Annotated in this window: 14 protein-coding genes; 10 read left to right on the top strand and 4 right to left on the bottom strand. The window is 64.3% G+C overall.

Translation table 11 applies throughout. The features are described 5' to 3' along the window. Positions 1 to 5 precede the first annotated feature (5 nt). From Q7T26_11490 to Q7T26_11480, 3 genes are all read right to left on the bottom strand, one after another. Entirely contained in the window at positions 6 to 311 is a 306-nt protein-coding gene (locus tag Q7T26_11490; protein ID MDO8532762.1) for a hypothetical protein, read from the bottom strand. A 37-nt stretch (positions 312 to 348) separates the two neighbouring features. Beyond that, complete coding sequence (locus Q7T26_11485; protein MDO8532761.1) at positions 349 to 2,151, bottom strand: ABC transporter substrate-binding protein; 1,803 nt, start codon at positions 2,149 to 2,151, stop codon at positions 349 to 351. A gap of 149 nt (positions 2,152 to 2,300) precedes the next feature. After that, positions 2,301 to 3,491, bottom strand: coding sequence for an amidohydrolase/deacetylase family metallohydrolase (locus Q7T26_11480; GenBank protein ID MDO8532760.1), 1,191 nt, complete (start codon positions 3,489 to 3,491; stop codon positions 2,301 to 2,303). 131 nt (positions 3,492 to 3,622) lie between these two features. Between Q7T26_11480 and Q7T26_11475 the strand changes: the two genes are divergently transcribed. From Q7T26_11475 to Q7T26_11430, 10 genes are all read left to right on the top strand, one after another. After that, positions 3,623 to 4,828 (top strand): CoA transferase, encoded by a 1,206-nt coding sequence (locus Q7T26_11475; GenBank protein ID MDO8532759.1) that lies wholly within the window; start codon positions 3,623 to 3,625, stop codon positions 4,826 to 4,828. Positions 4,829 to 5,013: 185 nt separating this feature from the next. Next, entirely contained in the window at positions 5,014 to 6,234 is a 1,221-nt protein-coding gene (locus Q7T26_11470) for a CoA transferase (GenBank protein ID MDO8532758.1), read from the top strand. A gap of 128 nt (positions 6,235 to 6,362) precedes the next feature. Further along, positions 6,363 to 7,538, top strand: coding sequence for a CoA transferase (locus Q7T26_11465; GenBank protein MDO8532757.1), 1,176 nt, complete (start codon positions 6,363 to 6,365; stop codon positions 7,536 to 7,538). A 33-nt stretch (positions 7,539 to 7,571) separates the two neighbouring features. Further along, positions 7,572 to 8,435 carry an alpha/beta hydrolase gene (locus tag Q7T26_11460; protein ID MDO8532756.1) on the top strand — a complete coding sequence of 288 codons (864 nt, stop codon included), beginning with the start codon at positions 7,572 to 7,574 and terminating at the stop codon, positions 8,433 to 8,435. A 203-nt stretch (positions 8,436 to 8,638) separates the two neighbouring features. Continuing rightward, positions 8,639 to 10,378, top strand: coding sequence for an ABC transporter substrate-binding protein (locus tag Q7T26_11455; protein ID MDO8532755.1), 1,740 nt, complete (start codon positions 8,639 to 8,641; stop codon positions 10,376 to 10,378). Further along, positions 10,378 to 11,340, top strand: a complete 963-nt coding sequence (locus Q7T26_11450; protein ID MDO8532754.1) for an ABC transporter permease — start codon at positions 10,378 to 10,380, stop codon at positions 11,338 to 11,340. Before Q7T26_11455 ends, Q7T26_11450 begins: the two co-directional genes overlap by 1 nt. 3 nt (positions 11,341 to 11,343) lie before the next feature. Next, the gene (locus tag Q7T26_11445) at positions 11,344 to 12,243 is read left to right on the top strand and encodes an ABC transporter permease (GenBank protein ID MDO8532753.1); all 900 of its coding nucleotides are present in this window, start codon (positions 11,344 to 11,346) and stop codon (positions 12,241 to 12,243) included. A 92-nt stretch (positions 12,244 to 12,335) separates the two neighbouring features. Then, positions 12,336 to 13,370, top strand: a complete 1,035-nt coding sequence (locus Q7T26_11440) for an LLM class flavin-dependent oxidoreductase (GenBank protein MDO8532752.1) — start codon at positions 12,336 to 12,338, stop codon at positions 13,368 to 13,370. Continuing rightward, positions 13,363 to 14,550, top strand: a complete 1,188-nt coding sequence (locus Q7T26_11435; GenBank protein MDO8532751.1) for a CoA transferase — start codon at positions 13,363 to 13,365, stop codon at positions 14,548 to 14,550. The genes Q7T26_11440 and Q7T26_11435 overlap by 8 nt, the downstream gene beginning before the upstream one ends. Beyond that, entirely contained in the window at positions 14,540 to 15,799 is a 1,260-nt protein-coding gene (locus Q7T26_11430) for a CoA transferase (GenBank protein ID MDO8532750.1), read from the top strand. Before Q7T26_11435 ends, Q7T26_11430 begins: the two co-directional genes overlap by 11 nt. Before the next feature lie 61 nt (positions 15,800 to 15,860). Here the strand turns inward: Q7T26_11430 and Q7T26_11425 are convergent. Continuing rightward, a partial coding sequence (locus tag Q7T26_11425; GenBank protein ID MDO8532749.1) for an enoyl-CoA hydratase/isomerase family protein occupies positions 15,861 to 16,420 on the bottom strand: 560 nt, incomplete at its 5' end.

Below are 16,420 nucleotides of genomic sequence, written 5' to 3'. Positions count from 1 at the left end.
GACCCTCAGACGCATGCCCCGACGATGGCGATGTCCACGTTTTTGGACACTTCATCAATCAACTCGGGGGGAGCCGGCTTCGACAGAGAGGGTTTGCGCCAGTAGCGGGCCTTGGCGCCGGGAAACCGCTGCTCGATGACCTCACCCAGATGGTGCATGAAGGCGCCGCATGCGCCGTCGTCCACCATGCCGACAGTCTTGCCGCGAAGGTCGGCCACGCGAGGCGACAGCCTGCTGTCCTCCGCCTTTGTCTGGGGGACGCCCTCAGGGTTAAGGACGTAATACCTGCCGGGTGTGGCTATCGCGCTCATAGGTGCGTACCCCTCTTCTCTCGTTGCTGGTTCGGGCCTAGCGGTTTATCCACGTGGCGGCCGGATCACCCCAGCGCCTCCACGGAGTCGGCTGCATCTCCACCCAGGGCTGCTGGGCGAAGAATGCGTCGCGTGTCAGCAGCCACGCCTGTGGGTACAGGTTCCACAACCTTTCCTGAGCTTTCATCACCAGGTCCTTCCTTTTGACTTGGTCCAGCTCCCGCTGCTGCTCCTCTAGGAGCTTGTCGAGTTGGGCGTCGCTGAGCTTCTGGAAGTTGCGGCCCGCTCCCGTGTGGTGGCGCGTGTAAAGCTGTGCGTCCGGCTCCATGGGGGTGTTGTACCCGCGAGTGCGGAACAGGAAATCCCCGCTGGCGTCCTGGTCGAACCACTGCGTGCGGTCCACGATCTTGATGGTCCGAATATTAACGTATATCTTCTGAAGCTCGGACTTGGCGATCTCTGTGGGCGTCAGGTTGAGGAACGGTATGTACGTGGTGCCCTCCGCGTCCACCACCAGCGGCTTGTCCGGGCCGTACCCCGCCTCGCGCATGAGCCTCTGCGCCTCCGCGATGTCAGCCTGCCCTTCTGGAGTGTTCTTGGGCCGGAAGCCCTCGCGCTTCAACAGCTCCTGCTCGCTCCATGTCCACCCGGGGAACAGCTTCCACGACATGGGGCCGCTGATGTGTCCGCCGCCCCCCACGGCGATTTTGACCATCTCTTGCCGGTCCAGGGCCAGGAACATGGCCTTCCGGATGCGGATGTCGTCGAAGGGCTTCTTCTGAAGATGGCCGACCAGAGCGACGACATACGGGTCCGGCACTTCCGCGAACTTAATGTTGGGATTGGTGCGCTGGAGGTCATTCTTGGCGACGACATCCATGGCGGCGGCGCTCGTGGCCCCGTAGTCCACCTTCCCCGCGCGGTAGGCGGCGATGACCGTGGCCATGTCTCCCACCACGTACATCTGGACCTTGTCCAGATACGGCTTGCCCTGCTGCCAGTAGTCCGGATTACGCACCGCCTCGGCGCTGACGGACGGCACATACGACTTGATTATGAACGGGCCTGTCGCGCGGGCGTTCGTCAGGTCCTTGTAAGCGTCCTCCCCTCCGAGCTTTTCCTCCACCTCGGCGGCGATCATGGGCTGCGTCGGGAACGTGGTGCCTCTCAGGTAACTGACGATAGGAGCGAATGGGAACTTCAACTTGATCTGGACAGTGTACTTGTCCAGCGCCGTGAACGACTGGACCGGCTCGAAGCTGCTTTTCCAGATGTATTGAGCGCCAGGCCGAGTAATGCGCTTGAGATTCCAGACCACGTCATCCGCCGTGAGTTCGCGGCCTGTTGACGGCGCCAGGTTGTGGAATTTCACGCCCTTGCGGATGGACAGCACCAGGGTTTGCGGGTCCTTGAACTCCCACTTCTCCGCAAGCTCGGGGACTGGAGCGCCATCCTTGGGGTTAAAGTTGACGAGGTAGTCGCCCAGGTACTCCCACATCTCCACGGAGCCGGTGGAGCGGTGCGGGTCCCAGTGCGGCTGCTCCGCCGGAAGCACCAGCCGAAGAGTGCCACCCCGCTTGACCTGAGACGTGGCCGGGGCAGGCGTCGGTGCCGCCGGGCGGGCGGTCGGCGCCGGAGCTGCGGGCGCTGTCGCAGGCGCGCGTGTGGGTGCCGCAGCAGGGGCCGCAGGCGCTGCGGGAGCCGCCAGGGCCGCGGAAGCTGCCGGAGCCGGCGCGGGCTGAGCGGCGGGGGCGCACCCCGCGGCGAAGAGCGCCACCGAGGCCAGCACGTACAGGCCGGCGGTCCATAGACCTTGTCTCGTCTTATGCACTGGCATCATTATGCTTCCTCCCTTAAAACGTCCTTAATGAGCGCTGCCTAGACGCCTTCCACACATGAGCGGATATTAGGATGGTGCTGCGTGGCCCAAGTCTATGGCACATGAGTTGCTTTGTCAACACCAGCAGCTTGCAGGGCAGGCCCGCCAGGTTAGCAGCAGGGTGCCACACGAGGGGGCACCCAGCCCGTAGGCCGCGGTCCCCAGTCGGCGGAAACCACCTCGCCGGCGCGGACCGTGAGCACCGGTATCACCGCCTGGTCGCCGTGCAGCTTCTTGCCCTCCGCGTCCTGGAACTCGAAATGCCCCTCCAGAATGTCGAAAACGGCGACGTCGGCGGCGGCGCCGGTGCGCAGCGTCCCGATTTCCTTCTCCATCCCCAGCGCCTTCGCGGGGTTGAATGTGGCGCAGCGCACCACGTCAGGCATGGACATGCCCAACGCCAGGAACTTGCCCAGTGTGTCCGGCAGGCCGAAGACGCACACCATGCGGTTGCCACCAGCCATGTCCGTGCTGATGCTGAAAGGGCGCACGCCCGCGTCCAGGAGCCGCCTCGCCACGTCAAAGCTAAGATTGTTGCCACCATGTCCAATATCCAGGACCACTCCGCGCTTCTGCGCCTCCAGCAGTTCAGGGAACGGGCGCTTGGTGTTGAGCATCACGCCGCCGTTGCGAGCGGTCGCAAAGTGAGTCAGGATGTCTCCCGCCTCCAACACCGGCAACATCGCTCGCGTATGGACAGGCACGTTCCTCTCGTGTTGCTCGCCAATGTGCACCATGAGCGGGACTTTCGCCTGACGGGCGATGCTCCTGGCCCTCTTGGCCGCCTTCACGCCCGCCGTGCGCACATATGGCCCCGTGAAACGAATCTTCACGCCGCGAATGAGGCCCTTGTTTTCCTCGATGACCTGTAGCGCCCAATCCTCCTGGATGTCCTCCTCGCGGTTCAGTTCAGGGATGACGGCAAGCCCCGCCGGCACAACGTGCAGGAATGGCACGATGCGGGTCTTGGCATAAGGCATCACAAAATCGCGCAGGCTCTTGAACGTGCTGGCGCCGGTCGTGCCCGCGTCAACCGCCGTGGTCACGCCGGAGAGGACGCCCGCCTGGTCGGGAACATAGGAAGAGAACCTGCCGAAACCATTGAACACATGACAGTGCAGGTCAATGAGGCCGGGCGTGACCACCTTGCCCTTGACGTCAATGATTCGCCGGGCGCCCTCTTTGGCCAAATTGCGTCCCACCTTGGCGATCCTGCCGCCGGTGATGGCCACATCCGCCACGCCGTCCTTCTCCGTTGACGGGTCAATGACGCGCCCACCCGTTATAACGAGATCGTACATCGCAACTCTCCTGTAACAGATTGCGCCTATTCTACACTCCGCGCCGCCGCTCGCCTAGCCCGTCCGGCACGCTTGCGGGGTGTGCTATGCTATGCGCTCGAATTCCTTCGAGCGGCACAGGAGGTATTAGCTTGGCGTCCGTTCTGGAGAAGATCAGCGTCATTGAGTTGTCTCATGGTATCCCCGGCTCCTTCGCCAGCAAATTGCTGGCGGACTTTGGCGCTTCCGTCATCAAGGTAGAAACACCCTTACACGGGGACCCGCTCCGTCGCGTCGGCCCCTTTCTGCATGATCTTCCCGGTCCCGACCGGTCCGGCGTCTTTCTCTATTTGAACACCAACAAACGCGGCATCACGCTGAACGTCCAAAGCCCCACGGGCGCGGAGATGTTGAAGCGGCTGGTGCGGCGGGCGGACGTTTTCATTGAGAGCACCAGTCCGGGAACTCTGGAGCCGTTAGGGCTGGGCGATGACGGACTGCGCACGCTCAACCCCAGGCTGGTCACGGTCTCCGTCACGCCCTTCGGCCAGACGGGGCCGTACCGCGACTACAAGCTGTGCGACATCGCCGCCTACAACGTGGGCGGCCTGAGCATGGTGATGCCAAACCCGGAAGGCCCCCAATACGCGCCCCTGAAGGCGGGCGGACGCCTGGCTGATATGATCGCGGGCATCAACGCGGCAAACTTCGCCATGGCGGGGTTGCTCACCCGGCGCATGACGGGCGAAGGCACTCATGTGGATGTGGCGGAGTACGAGACGTCCATCGAGAATATGAGCCGCTTCCTTACTCAGTATTCCATGGATAATGAGATTCCCACATGGCCGCGCGAGGCGTTTTTCGCCGCGGGCGAGGCCGAGCCGTGCAACGACGGTTACGCATTTCTTTTCTTCGCTCCAGAGCACCTGTTCTCACGGCTCGCCCGGCTGATCGGCAAGAAAGAGTGGGCGGACGACCCGGACTACGTGGTGCAGCACCGGCGCCGCGCCCACTGGCCTGAAATAGAGACGGCAATTCAGGCGTGGACGAAGGACAAAACGAAATACGAGGTCATGCACACCGCGCAGGCGGCGGGCGTGCCCTGCGCCGCGGTCAACACCATCGCTGACATCGAGAGCAACGCGCACGTCAGAGCCAGGAATATCCTGGTGGAAAAAGACCACCCGGTTGTCGGCCCGCTGCGATACCCCACGGGGCCATTCAAATTGCCCGCGACACCCTACAGCCTGCGCCGCCCGGCCCCCATGCTGGGCCAGCATAATGACGAAGTCTTTTGCGGCGAGTTGGGATACTCGCGGGTGGAACTGGTCAAGCTCCGACAGGCGGGGATTATCTAGGACCCGTTCCAAAATTCGGCTTCATGGTTCGACAAAGCCTGCCCTGATCCTTCCAGGGAAGGACGAAGGACTTACCACGAGCGGGAAATCCGGGCCGCTCACCCTGAGCTTGTCGAAGGGTGAGCAGGCATTTTGCAATGACTTCTAGAAGCCTGGCGACACTCACACATCAAGGGAGCGACATCATGCGGAAGCTGCCTCTGGAAAATATCCGTGTCCTGGACTTCACTCTGGCGCTGGCGGGGCCGCTCGTCACCCTCTGGCTCGCAAGCCTGGGGGCCGAGGTGTACAAGGTGGAGAGCCGTACGCGCCTGGATATCTCCCGGCGCATGCGCGTGGACGAGACAGGCAACATGATACTCACGGGTGACCCACGCACTGGTTTCTACGAGCAGCCCAACCACAGCAAGAAGAGCATCACGGTGGACCTGAGCAAGCCGGGTGGAGTGGCCGCGGTCCGCGAGCTGGCGAAGGTCTGCGACGTCGTCGTCGAGTCCTTTGCGCCCGGCGTCATGGACCGCCTGGGAGTTGGTTACAAGGACATCCGCGAAGTCCGGCCGGATGTCGTCTATTTCTCCCTGTCCGGCTTCGGCCAGACAGGGCCGTACTCCAGGTACAGGGCCTTCGGACACATAGCGTCGAGCTTCGGCGGAGTGGACAATCTGACCGGGCGGGCCAGCGGCCGTCCCGCGTCGGTGGGCAGCACCCTGGACGGCGTGTGCAGCATATCCGGCGTACTCTCCATCATGATGGCCCTGTGGAGCCGCTTCGAGACAGGACAGGGACAGCATGCGGACCTGGCGATGAGCGAAGTCCAGATGTGCATGATCCCGGAGGCCATGATGGACTACGTCATGAACGGACGGGTGCGCCATCGCGATGGCAACCACGACGACGTCTTCGCTCCGTACGGCACGTTCCGGTGCGAAGGCGAAGACGCATGGATCGCCATCGGGATCACCAATGACGACGAGTGGCGCGGGCTGTGCCAGGCGATGGGCCGAGGCGAGCTGGCCGACGACCCGCGGTACGCCGACGGTATGGGCAGGTGGAAGCACAGGGACGAAATCGAACAGCTCATTGAGCTATGGACGCGCACGCGCAAACCCTGGGACCTGTTCCACGCCCTGCAGAGAGCGGGCGTGCCCGCGGGACCGGCGGCGACAACGGTGGACATCCTCAACGACCCGCAGGTGAAGGCACGCGGCATGCTGACCACGGTGCGCACCAGGCAGGGTGTGCCCGTCGTGTTGCAGCGCCTGCCCGCCCGCTTCGACGGCGAGTACAAGGACGTGCCGGAGCCTGCCCCCACCTTCGGGGAGCACAACCAGTACGCCTTTTGTGAGGTGCTGGGCATGCCTCCCGCCCACGTGCGGGCGATGGTGGACAAGCGCATTCTGTGGTAGACGGCATGCCGTTCGCCGCGTCCCGTGGACTCCGGAATGTCACCGCCGAGACTCTGGTATACTGGCCGACACGCCGCTTCTAACGGGGCATCCAGCTACACGCTAAGAGAACACGGGGAGACGAGCTGATGGCAGGTCCTCTCACGGGCATCCGCGTTATAGATGCCTCCCAGATGTACGCCGCGCCCGGTCTCGGCATGTACCTGGCGGACTTCGGCGCCGATGTCGTCAAGGTGGAGCCTCCGGGCGGGGATACGTCTCGCGGCATGCACACGGCGCCCGGATTGGAAGGGCTATCCAAACCATTCCTGCACCTGAACCGCAATAAGCGCAGCATATCACTCGACATCCGCAAGCCGGAGGGACGCGACGTCCTTCTGCGGATGATCAAGACCGCGGACGTATTCATCACCAATCTGCGTCCCGGCGTCGCCGAACGCCTCGGCATTGGCTACGACACGCTGGAGAAGCTGAACCCACGCCTGATTTACGTGAGCCTGACGGCCTGGGGGACGGCCGGCCCGCGCCGTCAGCGCCCCGGCTACGACCTGCTCATCCAGGCCCGGGCCGGTTTTCTGGACGCGCGGCGCTATCCGGACGGCTCTCCCGTCAGCCCCGCTCTCATGGCGGCGGACCCCTCCGTGCCTCTGCTTCTCGCCTACGGCGTCATGATGGCCCTCTATGACCGGGACAAAAGCGGGCGCGGCCAGAAGGTGGAAAGTTCCCTCTTCGCGGCCACCATCGCCATGCAGAACCACACGCTCGTCCGCCTGGAGCGCGACCCTGCTCTCCCCAGCACGGGCAACAAGGCGACCCATATCTGTCGCGGCTCGGACGGCAAGTACCTCCTCGTCATCCTCATCTCCAATGAGGAGTGGGGTCGCTTCTGCCACGCGCTGGGCCTGGACCGCTACACCGACGACCCGCGCTTTAGCGGCTACATGGGCCGCGCGGAGAACCATGAGGCCATCACGGCCATGCTCAGGTCCATTTTTGAGACCAGGCCACGCGACCACTGGACCAGGCTTCTGGCCGATCAGGACGTCCCCTGCGAGCCTATCGTCACCCGCGACGAGCTTTTCGCCGACGCGCAGGCGCGGGATAACGCCTATCTGGTGGATATAGACGACCCCCACGCGGGCCGCATGACCACCATGGGGCTGCCGCTGCGCCTATCGCGCACCCCTGGCGAACTGCGGCGGCCCGCGCCCCTGCTGGGCGAGCAGTCGGACGAAATCCTGCGTGAGCTTGGCTTCACGCCCCAGGAGATTGAAAAGCTTCGCCAGGCCAAAGTCGTGAAATAAGCGCGCGCCCGCGCTGATGGGAGGAAGTTAGCCATGCCGTACCTTCGTCGCCCCGACGCCCGCATCTACTACGAGGTGGATGACTTCACGGATCCGTGGCGCAAGCCGGAGACCTTGTTCTTTCACCATGGCCACGCGCGCAGCTCGCGATTCTGGTACCCATGGGTCCCGCTGCTGGCGCGGCGCTATCGCATAGTCCGCATAGACGCGCGCGGTTTCGGGCGGTCGACTGTGCCGCCTCCCGACTATCCCTGGACGCCGGACGTGTTCATTGAGGACGCGCGTGCCCTCATGGATCACCTGAAGGTGGACCGGACGGTCTGGATCAGCGAGTTCCTCGGTAACATAGTCGGGCTGGCGTTCGCCTTGAAGTACCCCGACCGCCTGAAGGCGCTCGTCCAGTGCCACCCCATTTGCAGCCATGCCGATGTGCACGACCTTCCGCACACGGGCGGCGAGGACTCCGGCGAGCTGCGCCGTAGCATCGAGACGGAAGGGATGCGCGTGTGGTCGCATAAGACCATCTGGCAGCGGCTCGACGTCGAGCATTCGCCGAAGGGCCTGGTGAAGTGGGTGGAGGGACAAGTGGCAAAGGCCTCGCCGGCCACCGTCATGGCGCTGCGACCGCGTGTGGGCAAGTGGACACAAGCGGTGACTGACCGCCTGTCCGATATAAACACGCCCACCCTTCTCCTCCTCGCCGAAAAGAGTCGCTCCAGCACGCCCTACCAGGTGGAGTATATGGCGCGCGTCATGCCCCGGGCCAAGCTCGTCACCCTGCCGGGCATAGGCAACGGCATGTGGCTGCTCAAGCCCGAGTGGTGCGTCAGGCAGATGCGCCAATTCCTTGCGGGGATCACCCGCGAAAGCGCCCGAACACGCAGGCGCGCGCCGTAAGCGACCGGAAGCGAATACAGCGGCCTTCCCCTTGACACCAGGGCGGGCCGCTCCTAAAATATCCCTACTTTCCAATCCAGATATGTGCGGATTCGCGCAATAAGATGGGCCGAGAGGCCTTTCCTCAAATAGGCCAGTTCGCCAGCGAGGCAAATGTCGGAAAATTTCACGGAGCGTCTCGGCGCTCCCATAGGGGAGGGACTATGAGTACACAAGTTTTTGGGCGCATCCAGGTGGTGTTGGCAACCACCATTGTTGTCACTTTGCTGATGGCGGCTTGCGCGCCATCAGCGCCTTCATCCCCGGCCCCCTCGGCGCCGGCCCTGAGCGCGCCCGCCGCGGCCCCGTCTCAGCCTGCTGCCACAGCCACGCCGCCTCCCCTGCCGACGCCCCGAGTTTCGGTGCCCGTGGTCGCCGCCCCCACCCCCACCCCGGGGACCCAGGCCCAGCGCGGCGGCATTCTGACTATCGCGAACCCGGACTCGCCCGCGCACTTCGACCTCCAGCAGGGAGTGCGTATTGATACCTCAATTCCGTTCCGTAACGTTTACAGCGCCCTCCTGCGGCGCGACCCTCAAGAGACGGAAAAGGTCATCCCTGAGCTGGCTGAAAGCTGGTCCGCAAGCCCGGACGGTCTCAAGTACACCTTCGTACTGCGCAAGGGCGTAAAGTGGCATGACGGCCAGCCTTTAACCACCCAGGACGTGGCCTTCAGCCTCATGCGCATGGCGCACCCGCCCAAGGGGATGACCAGTCCCCGCGGGCAATCCCTGCTTGAGGGCGTCGTCACGGCCAGAGCCCTTGATGACACGCGCGTGGAGGTCACTCTGGGGGGGACCAGCAGTTCCTTCCTGAGCCGCGTCGCCACGGACTGGGTCGTCATCATGCCCAGGCACACTATCGAAAAATACGGCGATATGAAACAGGTGGTGAACGGGAGCGGGCCGTTCAAGTTCGTACGCTACACGCCGAGTGTGAGCGTTGAGATGACCAGGAACGAGGAGTATTTCGCGCAGGGCAGGCCCTTTGTGAACGGTGTAACCGTCTATATCTTGCCGGACGCCGGAACGTCGTTCGCGGCGCTCCGAACGGGCCGCGTCCTCCTGTCCACGGTCGGCTCCCGTGCAGCCACGGACGCGCAGCTCCGGATCGCACAGAGCGATCTGTCTGACAAACTCACGGTGGAGCGGTACCAGTCGTTCACGCGCTATATCCTGATACCGAACCAGGAGGTCAAGCCCTGGGGCGACATCCGTGTGCGCCGAGCGGTGGACCTGGCCATAGACCGCCAGGCGTTTGAGAAACTGGCGTTGCTGGGCAAGATGGGCGGCTATTTCCATCCGGAGACCAAATGGGGCTTCTCACGGCAGGAACTCCTGACGCAGCCCGGCTTCCGGCAGCCGAAAGACCAGGACATTGCGGAAGCAAAGAAGCTGCTCGCCGAGGCGGGCTTTGCAAGCGGTGTGGACACCCCCCTGATGTGCCGGCGCGGCGAAGACTGCGAAATCTACTCCTCCGCCCTCAAGGGACAGTTGGAAAAGGTCGGCGTGCGCCTGACGCTGAACCCCACCGAAGCGGTGACCATGGACCAGAAGTTCGCCAAGGGAGAGTTCAGCGTGTCCATCTTCCCCCTGGGCGTACTTCAGGATGACCCGGACCAGCTCATCTTCGAGCAGTACGTCACAACCGGAACGCGGAACCACGCTCGCTTCAGCGACCCCCAGATTGACGCGCTGGCGACCGAGCAGGCGCGCACGCTGGACGAGTCCAAGCGGCGCGCGCTGGTGCGGAAGATAGACGAACGTCTCGTGAACGCGCACGTCTATCCTTCTATCCTGTGGCTGGACTACGTCCGTGTTTACTCGAAGAGCGTGCGGGGCTTCAGGAATGGGCCGGGCCTGTGGACCGATCAGAACATGGAGTACGTCTGGCTGGCGAAGTAATGCGGGCATACGTCTTCCAGCGGTTATTGCTGTTCGTCCCCGTGCTGGTCGGGGTGTCCGTCATTATCTTCGTCATCATGCGCGTTCTCCCTGGAGATGTCGCGCGCACCGTTCTGCTGGGCGTGAGCGGCGAAGGCGTGGTCACCGAGGAAGCGCTACGTAACGTCCAGCAGCGTCTGGGGCTGGACAAACCGCTCGTTCTACAGTATCTGGACTGGATATGGGGCGTCGTGCGGCTTGACTTCGGCACGTCGTTCAAGACGGAAACGCCCATCGCGGCGGAAATCGCTCAGCGCCTGCCTATCACCTTTGAGATGGCCATCCTGACCGCGCTTGTCTCCACAGCTATCGCCGTCCCTGTCGGCACAATCTCCGCCATTCACCAGGACAAGTGGATTGACTACGCCCTGCGCGGCGTCACCATCCTGGGGCTCGCCGCGCCTTCATTCTGGATTGGCGTCCTCACCATCATCGGGCTGGTGCGCCTGTTCAACTGGATACCTCCCATCGGTTTCGTCACACTGTGGGAGGACCCGGGGAAAAACATCCAGCAGATGATCTGGCCCGCGGTCGGGCTGGGGTACCACTACGCCGCCGTCGTCGCGCGCATGACCCGTTCCTCCATGCTGGAGGTGCTGCGGCAGGACTACATCCGCACGGCATGGGCCAAGGGACTGCGGGAGCGCGTCGTCGTGTACCGGCATGCGCTCAAAAACTCCCTGCTGCCGGTGATCACGATCATTGGCATCCAGTTCGCCTTGTTGCTGGGCGGCACGGTCATCATGGAGACCATCTTCTCCGTGCCCGGCATGGGGCGGACGTTCGTGGACGCCATTGCGTTCCGCGACTACCCCATGGTGCAGGCATCCGTCGTCGTGTTCGCGGTGCTCATCCTGCTTGCGAACCTGGGGGTGGACCTCCTTTACGCATGGCTCGACCCGCGCGTTGGCTACGGGGCGTAAGTGATGGCCGCGCAACGCGTTCTCAACGTCGAGGCGCGAACCAGGCAAACTCGCGGGCAGGGCGTCGGGAGCGTCGTCATCCAATTCGCGCGGCAAAAACCGATGGGCGCCGTCGGCGGGGCCATCGTTCTGGTGACTTGCGCCACAGCCATCCTCGCGTCCGCTGTCGCCCCCTACGATCCTTATCAGACCAACGTGGACCGGCTGCTCCAGCCTCCGGGTGGAGAGTTCATCCTGGGCAGCGATTTCCTAGGCAGGGACATCCTGAGCCGCATCATGCACGGGTCGCGGATATCCCTGTATATCGCCGCCATGTCAGTCCTGTCGACCCAGATTGCAGGCGGAGTCCTCGGCCTCGTGAGCGGGTACTTCGGCGGAAAGACGGACATGGTCATTCAGCGGGTCATGGACGCCCTGATGGCCTTCCCCACGCTGGTCCTTGCTCTCGCCATCATGGCGGCGCTGGGGCCAGCCTTGAACAACATCGTGCTGGCCATCACCATCGTGTACACGCCGCGCACCGCGCGCGTCATCCGCTCGGCTGTCCTGGGGGTCAAGGCCAGCCAGTACATTGAGTCGGCCCGCGCCATCGGCTCCGGAGCCTTGCGCATACTGGCCCGGCACGTCACTCCCAACTGCATGGCGCCGGCCATCATCATCGGCACCGCGAACCTGGGCATCGCCATCCTCGTGGAGGGCTCTTTGAGCTTCCTTGGCGCGGGAGCGCCGCCGCCCACGCCATCCTGGGGCGCCATGCTGTCCGGCGCGGCGCTGAACTATGCGGAACAGGCGCCCTGGATCGCGTTCTATCCCGGCCTTGCTTTGACACTGCTGGTCTTTGGGTTCAACCTCTTGGGCGACTCGCTGCGCGACGTCCTGGACCCACGCCTGCGCGCCAGATAGCGCCTCCCGGAGGTCCCGCCACGGATGCGAGCGGGGGCAGAAGGGAAACACACGGGCCGATGCGCGGACATGCTCCAACGAAGCCGACCGACATGAAGTTCGGCATAACCATCCCGCCGGAAGGCTCGCTGCGCGACTACATTCAGTGGGCGCGGCTCGCTGAAGAGAGCGGCTTTGAGCTGCTGGGGGTGACGGACAGCCAGTCCATACGGCGCGAACTGTACGCGACGATGGCGGCGGTCGCGCTCAACACCCGGCGCATCCGCTTCGGCCCGCGCGTCACGAACCCCGTCACGCGCCATCCCGCCGTCGCCGCGAGCGCCCTTGCCACCGTCGAGGAGGTCGCTCCCGGGCGCGTCATGGCGGCGGTGGGCAGCGGCTTCAGTTCTATTGAGAACCTCGGTGAAAGGCCCGCGTCGCTGGCGCAACTCCGCGAGTACATTGAGACCATCCGCGGCCTGCACACGTCCGGGGTGGTGAGCTACCGCGGCAGGACGGTCAGGTTGACGTGGGCGCGTCCGCGCATCCCGCTCTTCCTTGCGGCGCACGGGCCGAAAACGCTGCAACTCGCGGGGGAGATCGCTGACGGCGTCGTCGTGGGCACAGGGGTGCTGCCAGAGGTCGTCGCCGATTCGCTCGCGCAAATACGCATCGGCGCGGAGCGCAGCGGACGGCGGCTGGAGGACCTGGACATCTGGTGGTTCGTCGTCGCGTACGTCGCGAGCGACAGGGCGACGGCTATTGACCGTGTGCGCACGTCGCTCGCGGGCCTCGGCCACGGACTGGCCCGGTTCACCACGGAGGGCAAGTTCATACCGCCGGAGCTTGTGCGTCCCATTCAGGCTCTCTACCAGGCCTACGCCACGGAGGAACACGTCGTGACGGGGGCCATAGGCGAGACCAGGCACAACGCCCAGTTGCTGGAAGACCTGGGCCTGAAGGACTACCTGGCGGAGCGGTTTGCGATAGCAGGCACGGCGGAGGAGTGCGTCGCCAGGCTGCACCGCATCCGAGAGGCGGGTGTCAACAAGGTGTGGATCAGCATTCACTTTCCGGAGAAGGTCGAGTTCATGGAACGATGGTCGCGAGAGGTCATGCCCAGGTTTGGGAGTGTGGGAAATGACTGAAGGAGCATTGCACGGACTAACAGTAGTCGAATACAGCCACGGCGTGGCGGCGGCGTTCGCCGGGAAGCTGCTCAGCGACTTCGGCGCGCGCGTGGTCAAAGTGGAGGACCCGCGCGGCGACCCGTCGCGCAAGCTCCCCCCGCTTGTCCCCAGCGACGGCTCGGCGCTGTTCGCCTACCTGAACACAGGGAAGGACAGCGTGACAGTTAACCAGGCCTCCACGGCTGGCCGGAGGGTTTTCCGTGACATGGTCCGGCGGGCCGACGTCCTGGTGGAGGACCTGTCGCCGGGACAGAGCCAGAGACTGGGCGTGAGCTACCGGTCCATGTGCCGCGTGAATCGCGCGCTTGTGATGGTCTCCATCACGGGCTTTGGCCGCTCCGGGCCGCGCGCGGGGTACAGGTCAACCGACCTGGTGAACGTGGCCGCTGGAGGTCTCGCGCTGACCATGCCGAACGCCGACGAGAAAACGGGCGTGGCCGTGCCCCTTCGGCCCGGTGGGACGTTCAGCCACTTCGCCGCGGGACTGAACGCCGCCATCACCACTCTCGCCGCACTCATGCGCCGGAACGCGACCGGCAGTGGCGCTTACATTGACATGTCGGAGCAGGAGGCGGTGCTGCACAACATCGCACGGCACGTCACGCAATACACCGTGGAGGGCAAGCTGCCAGTCTGGGCGCTCTCAAAGTCCTACGGCGGCGGCGGCGGCATCATGAAATGCAAGGACGGGTACATCATGTTCCACGTCGCGGAGGAGCACTTCTGGCAGGCGCTTCTTGATGTCATGGGGCGGCCAGCCTGGTCGCGGGACGAGCGGTTCCGTCGCCGCGACGTGCGTTTCGCCAACTGGGACAAGCTGCAACCCCACCTGGACGAATGGTGCGGCGCGCGTTCGGCGTGGGAGATATTCCACGCATGCCAGGCCAGGGGCATCCCCTGCGCGCCGGTGAGCACCCCGGACCGCCTGGTCAGCGACCCGCACATCATCGCGCGCAAGGCGCTCATCCAGGTGGACGGGTTGACCATGCCCGGCGCGCCCGTCCGCCTGGCCGTCACGCCTCACGCCGTCCGTCACCCCGCGCCCGCGTTGGGCCAGCACACGGAGGACGTGCTCGGCGAGTGGCTTGGCTACACTCCCGCCAAAATCGCCGCGCTGAGGAAAAGCCATGCCGTCTAAATCCCGCGCAAGCAGCCCCCGCAAAAGCTACAAGCCCGGCCCGCTTCTGGAGGGCGTTAGGATTGTTGACTTCACCCGGCGCTACGCCGGCTCCTTCACCGCGCTTCTGCTGGGCGCTCTGGGCGCCGAGGTGCTGAAAGTCGAAAGCCAGCTTCGCCCCGACCCGTACCGTGGCGTCAAATATGTTGAAGGCAAGCTCGAGACCATCATGCCGCGGGTTGGGATGTACGCGGCCATCAATCACAACAAGAAGTCCTGCACCCTGAACCTGAACAAGCCGGAGGCCCGTGACCTCCTCCGCCGACTTGTCGCGATAGGCGACGTGGTCGCCGACAGCTTCTATACAGGAGTCATGGAGAAGTATGGCGCGGCCTTCGAGCAGTTGCGGCGTGTCCGCCCGGACATCGTCACCGTCACCATGTCCGGCTTCGGTCAGAGCGGCCCGTACGGAGAGTACCGGGCCTACGGCCCCGTCGGTTCCAGCTTCGGCGGCGTGGACGCCATGACGGGCTTTCCGGACGGACAGCCCGTCTCCGCGGGCGGGCCGCTGGATGGCATCTGCAGCGAGACGCTGGCGTACGGGACGCTGGCCGCGCTCTACTATCGGAGCCTCACGGGACAGGGCCAGCACGTCGAGGCCGCGATGCACGAGGTCCAGATGAGCGTGGCCCCTGAAAGCATGCTCGAGTACACCGCGACGGGGCGCGTCCCTCAGCGGAAGGGCAACCGCGACGACGTGATGGCGCCGCACAGCATCTATCCGTGCGCGGGCGCTGACAACTGGCTCGCCATCGCCGTGAACACGAATGGCGAGTGGAAAGCGCTCTGTGGCGTCCTGGGCAGGCCGGAGATGGCGCGCGACCCCCGTTACGCCACGGCAGCCGCACGGATGCGGAACCAGGTTTCGCTTGACCCCATCATCGAGGTGTGGACACGCCAGCGGGTGAACACAAAGGCGATGGATGTGTTGCAGAAGGCGGGAGTGCCAGCGGCGGCCTGCCAGAACGTCATCCAGCTCCTGGAGCAAGACCCCCAATTGAAAGCACGGGGGATGTTCGTGTGGCTGGATACGCCCGGCATAGGACACGTGGCCGTGCAGCGCATGCCGGGCGACGTGAAGGGCGCGCTGCGCTGCATTTATACGCCCGCGCCTCGGCTTGGCGCGCACAACGAGTATGTGTTCAAAGGAATGCTCGGGGTTCCCGACGTCGAGTACGACCGGCTTGTTGAGCAGCAGGTCATCTACTAGCGGCTCGCCTTCTCTATTGGGTGCGTCGTCTGACCGCTAGAATCCGTTCCAAAATTCGGCTTCATGGTTCGACCCTTCGGCTCTGCTCAGGGCAGGCAGGCTCACCATGAACGGAAAAACCACCGCTCACCCTGAGCTTGTCGAAGGGTGAGCAGGCATTTTGAAATGACTGCGAGGAGCGCAGGAACAGGTGGGGAGAGACCGCGAAGCCGTCGCTGACGGACGTGGACGCCAGCGCATTAATGGTCGCCTTGGCCTGGACGAGTATGCCTGCCTTCTTCTCCAGCAGCCTGCTGACGAGGGCGTTCGCCTCGGTCAGAAGGCTGTCGCGGGGCACTACCTTCGTCACAAGTCCCATGTCCAGCATTTGCGGGGCTGTATAGTGGTCGCCAGTCAGAATCATCTCCCTGACTTTGGCGGGCCCGACGATGCGCATGAGCCGCGACATCTGCCATGTTCCGACGACTGAGCCGAGGGTGATTTCCGGGTACCAGAACGTCGCGGTGTCCGCGGCGATGCGGAAGTCGCAGGCCAGCGCGAGGTGCAGCCCGCCGCCCACCGCGAAGCCGTTGATGGCCACGATGGTGACCTGCTCCATTCTGTCCACCATCTCAAGCGCGC

It is taken from the genome of Dehalococcoidia bacterium (assembly GCA_030648205.1).
Taxonomy (GTDB): domain Bacteria; phylum Chloroflexota; class Dehalococcoidia; order JAUSIH01; family JAUSIH01; genus JAUSIH01.
The sequence above is the reverse complement of the archived record's forward strand: the minus strand, read 5'-3'. Positions and strand labels throughout refer to the sequence as shown.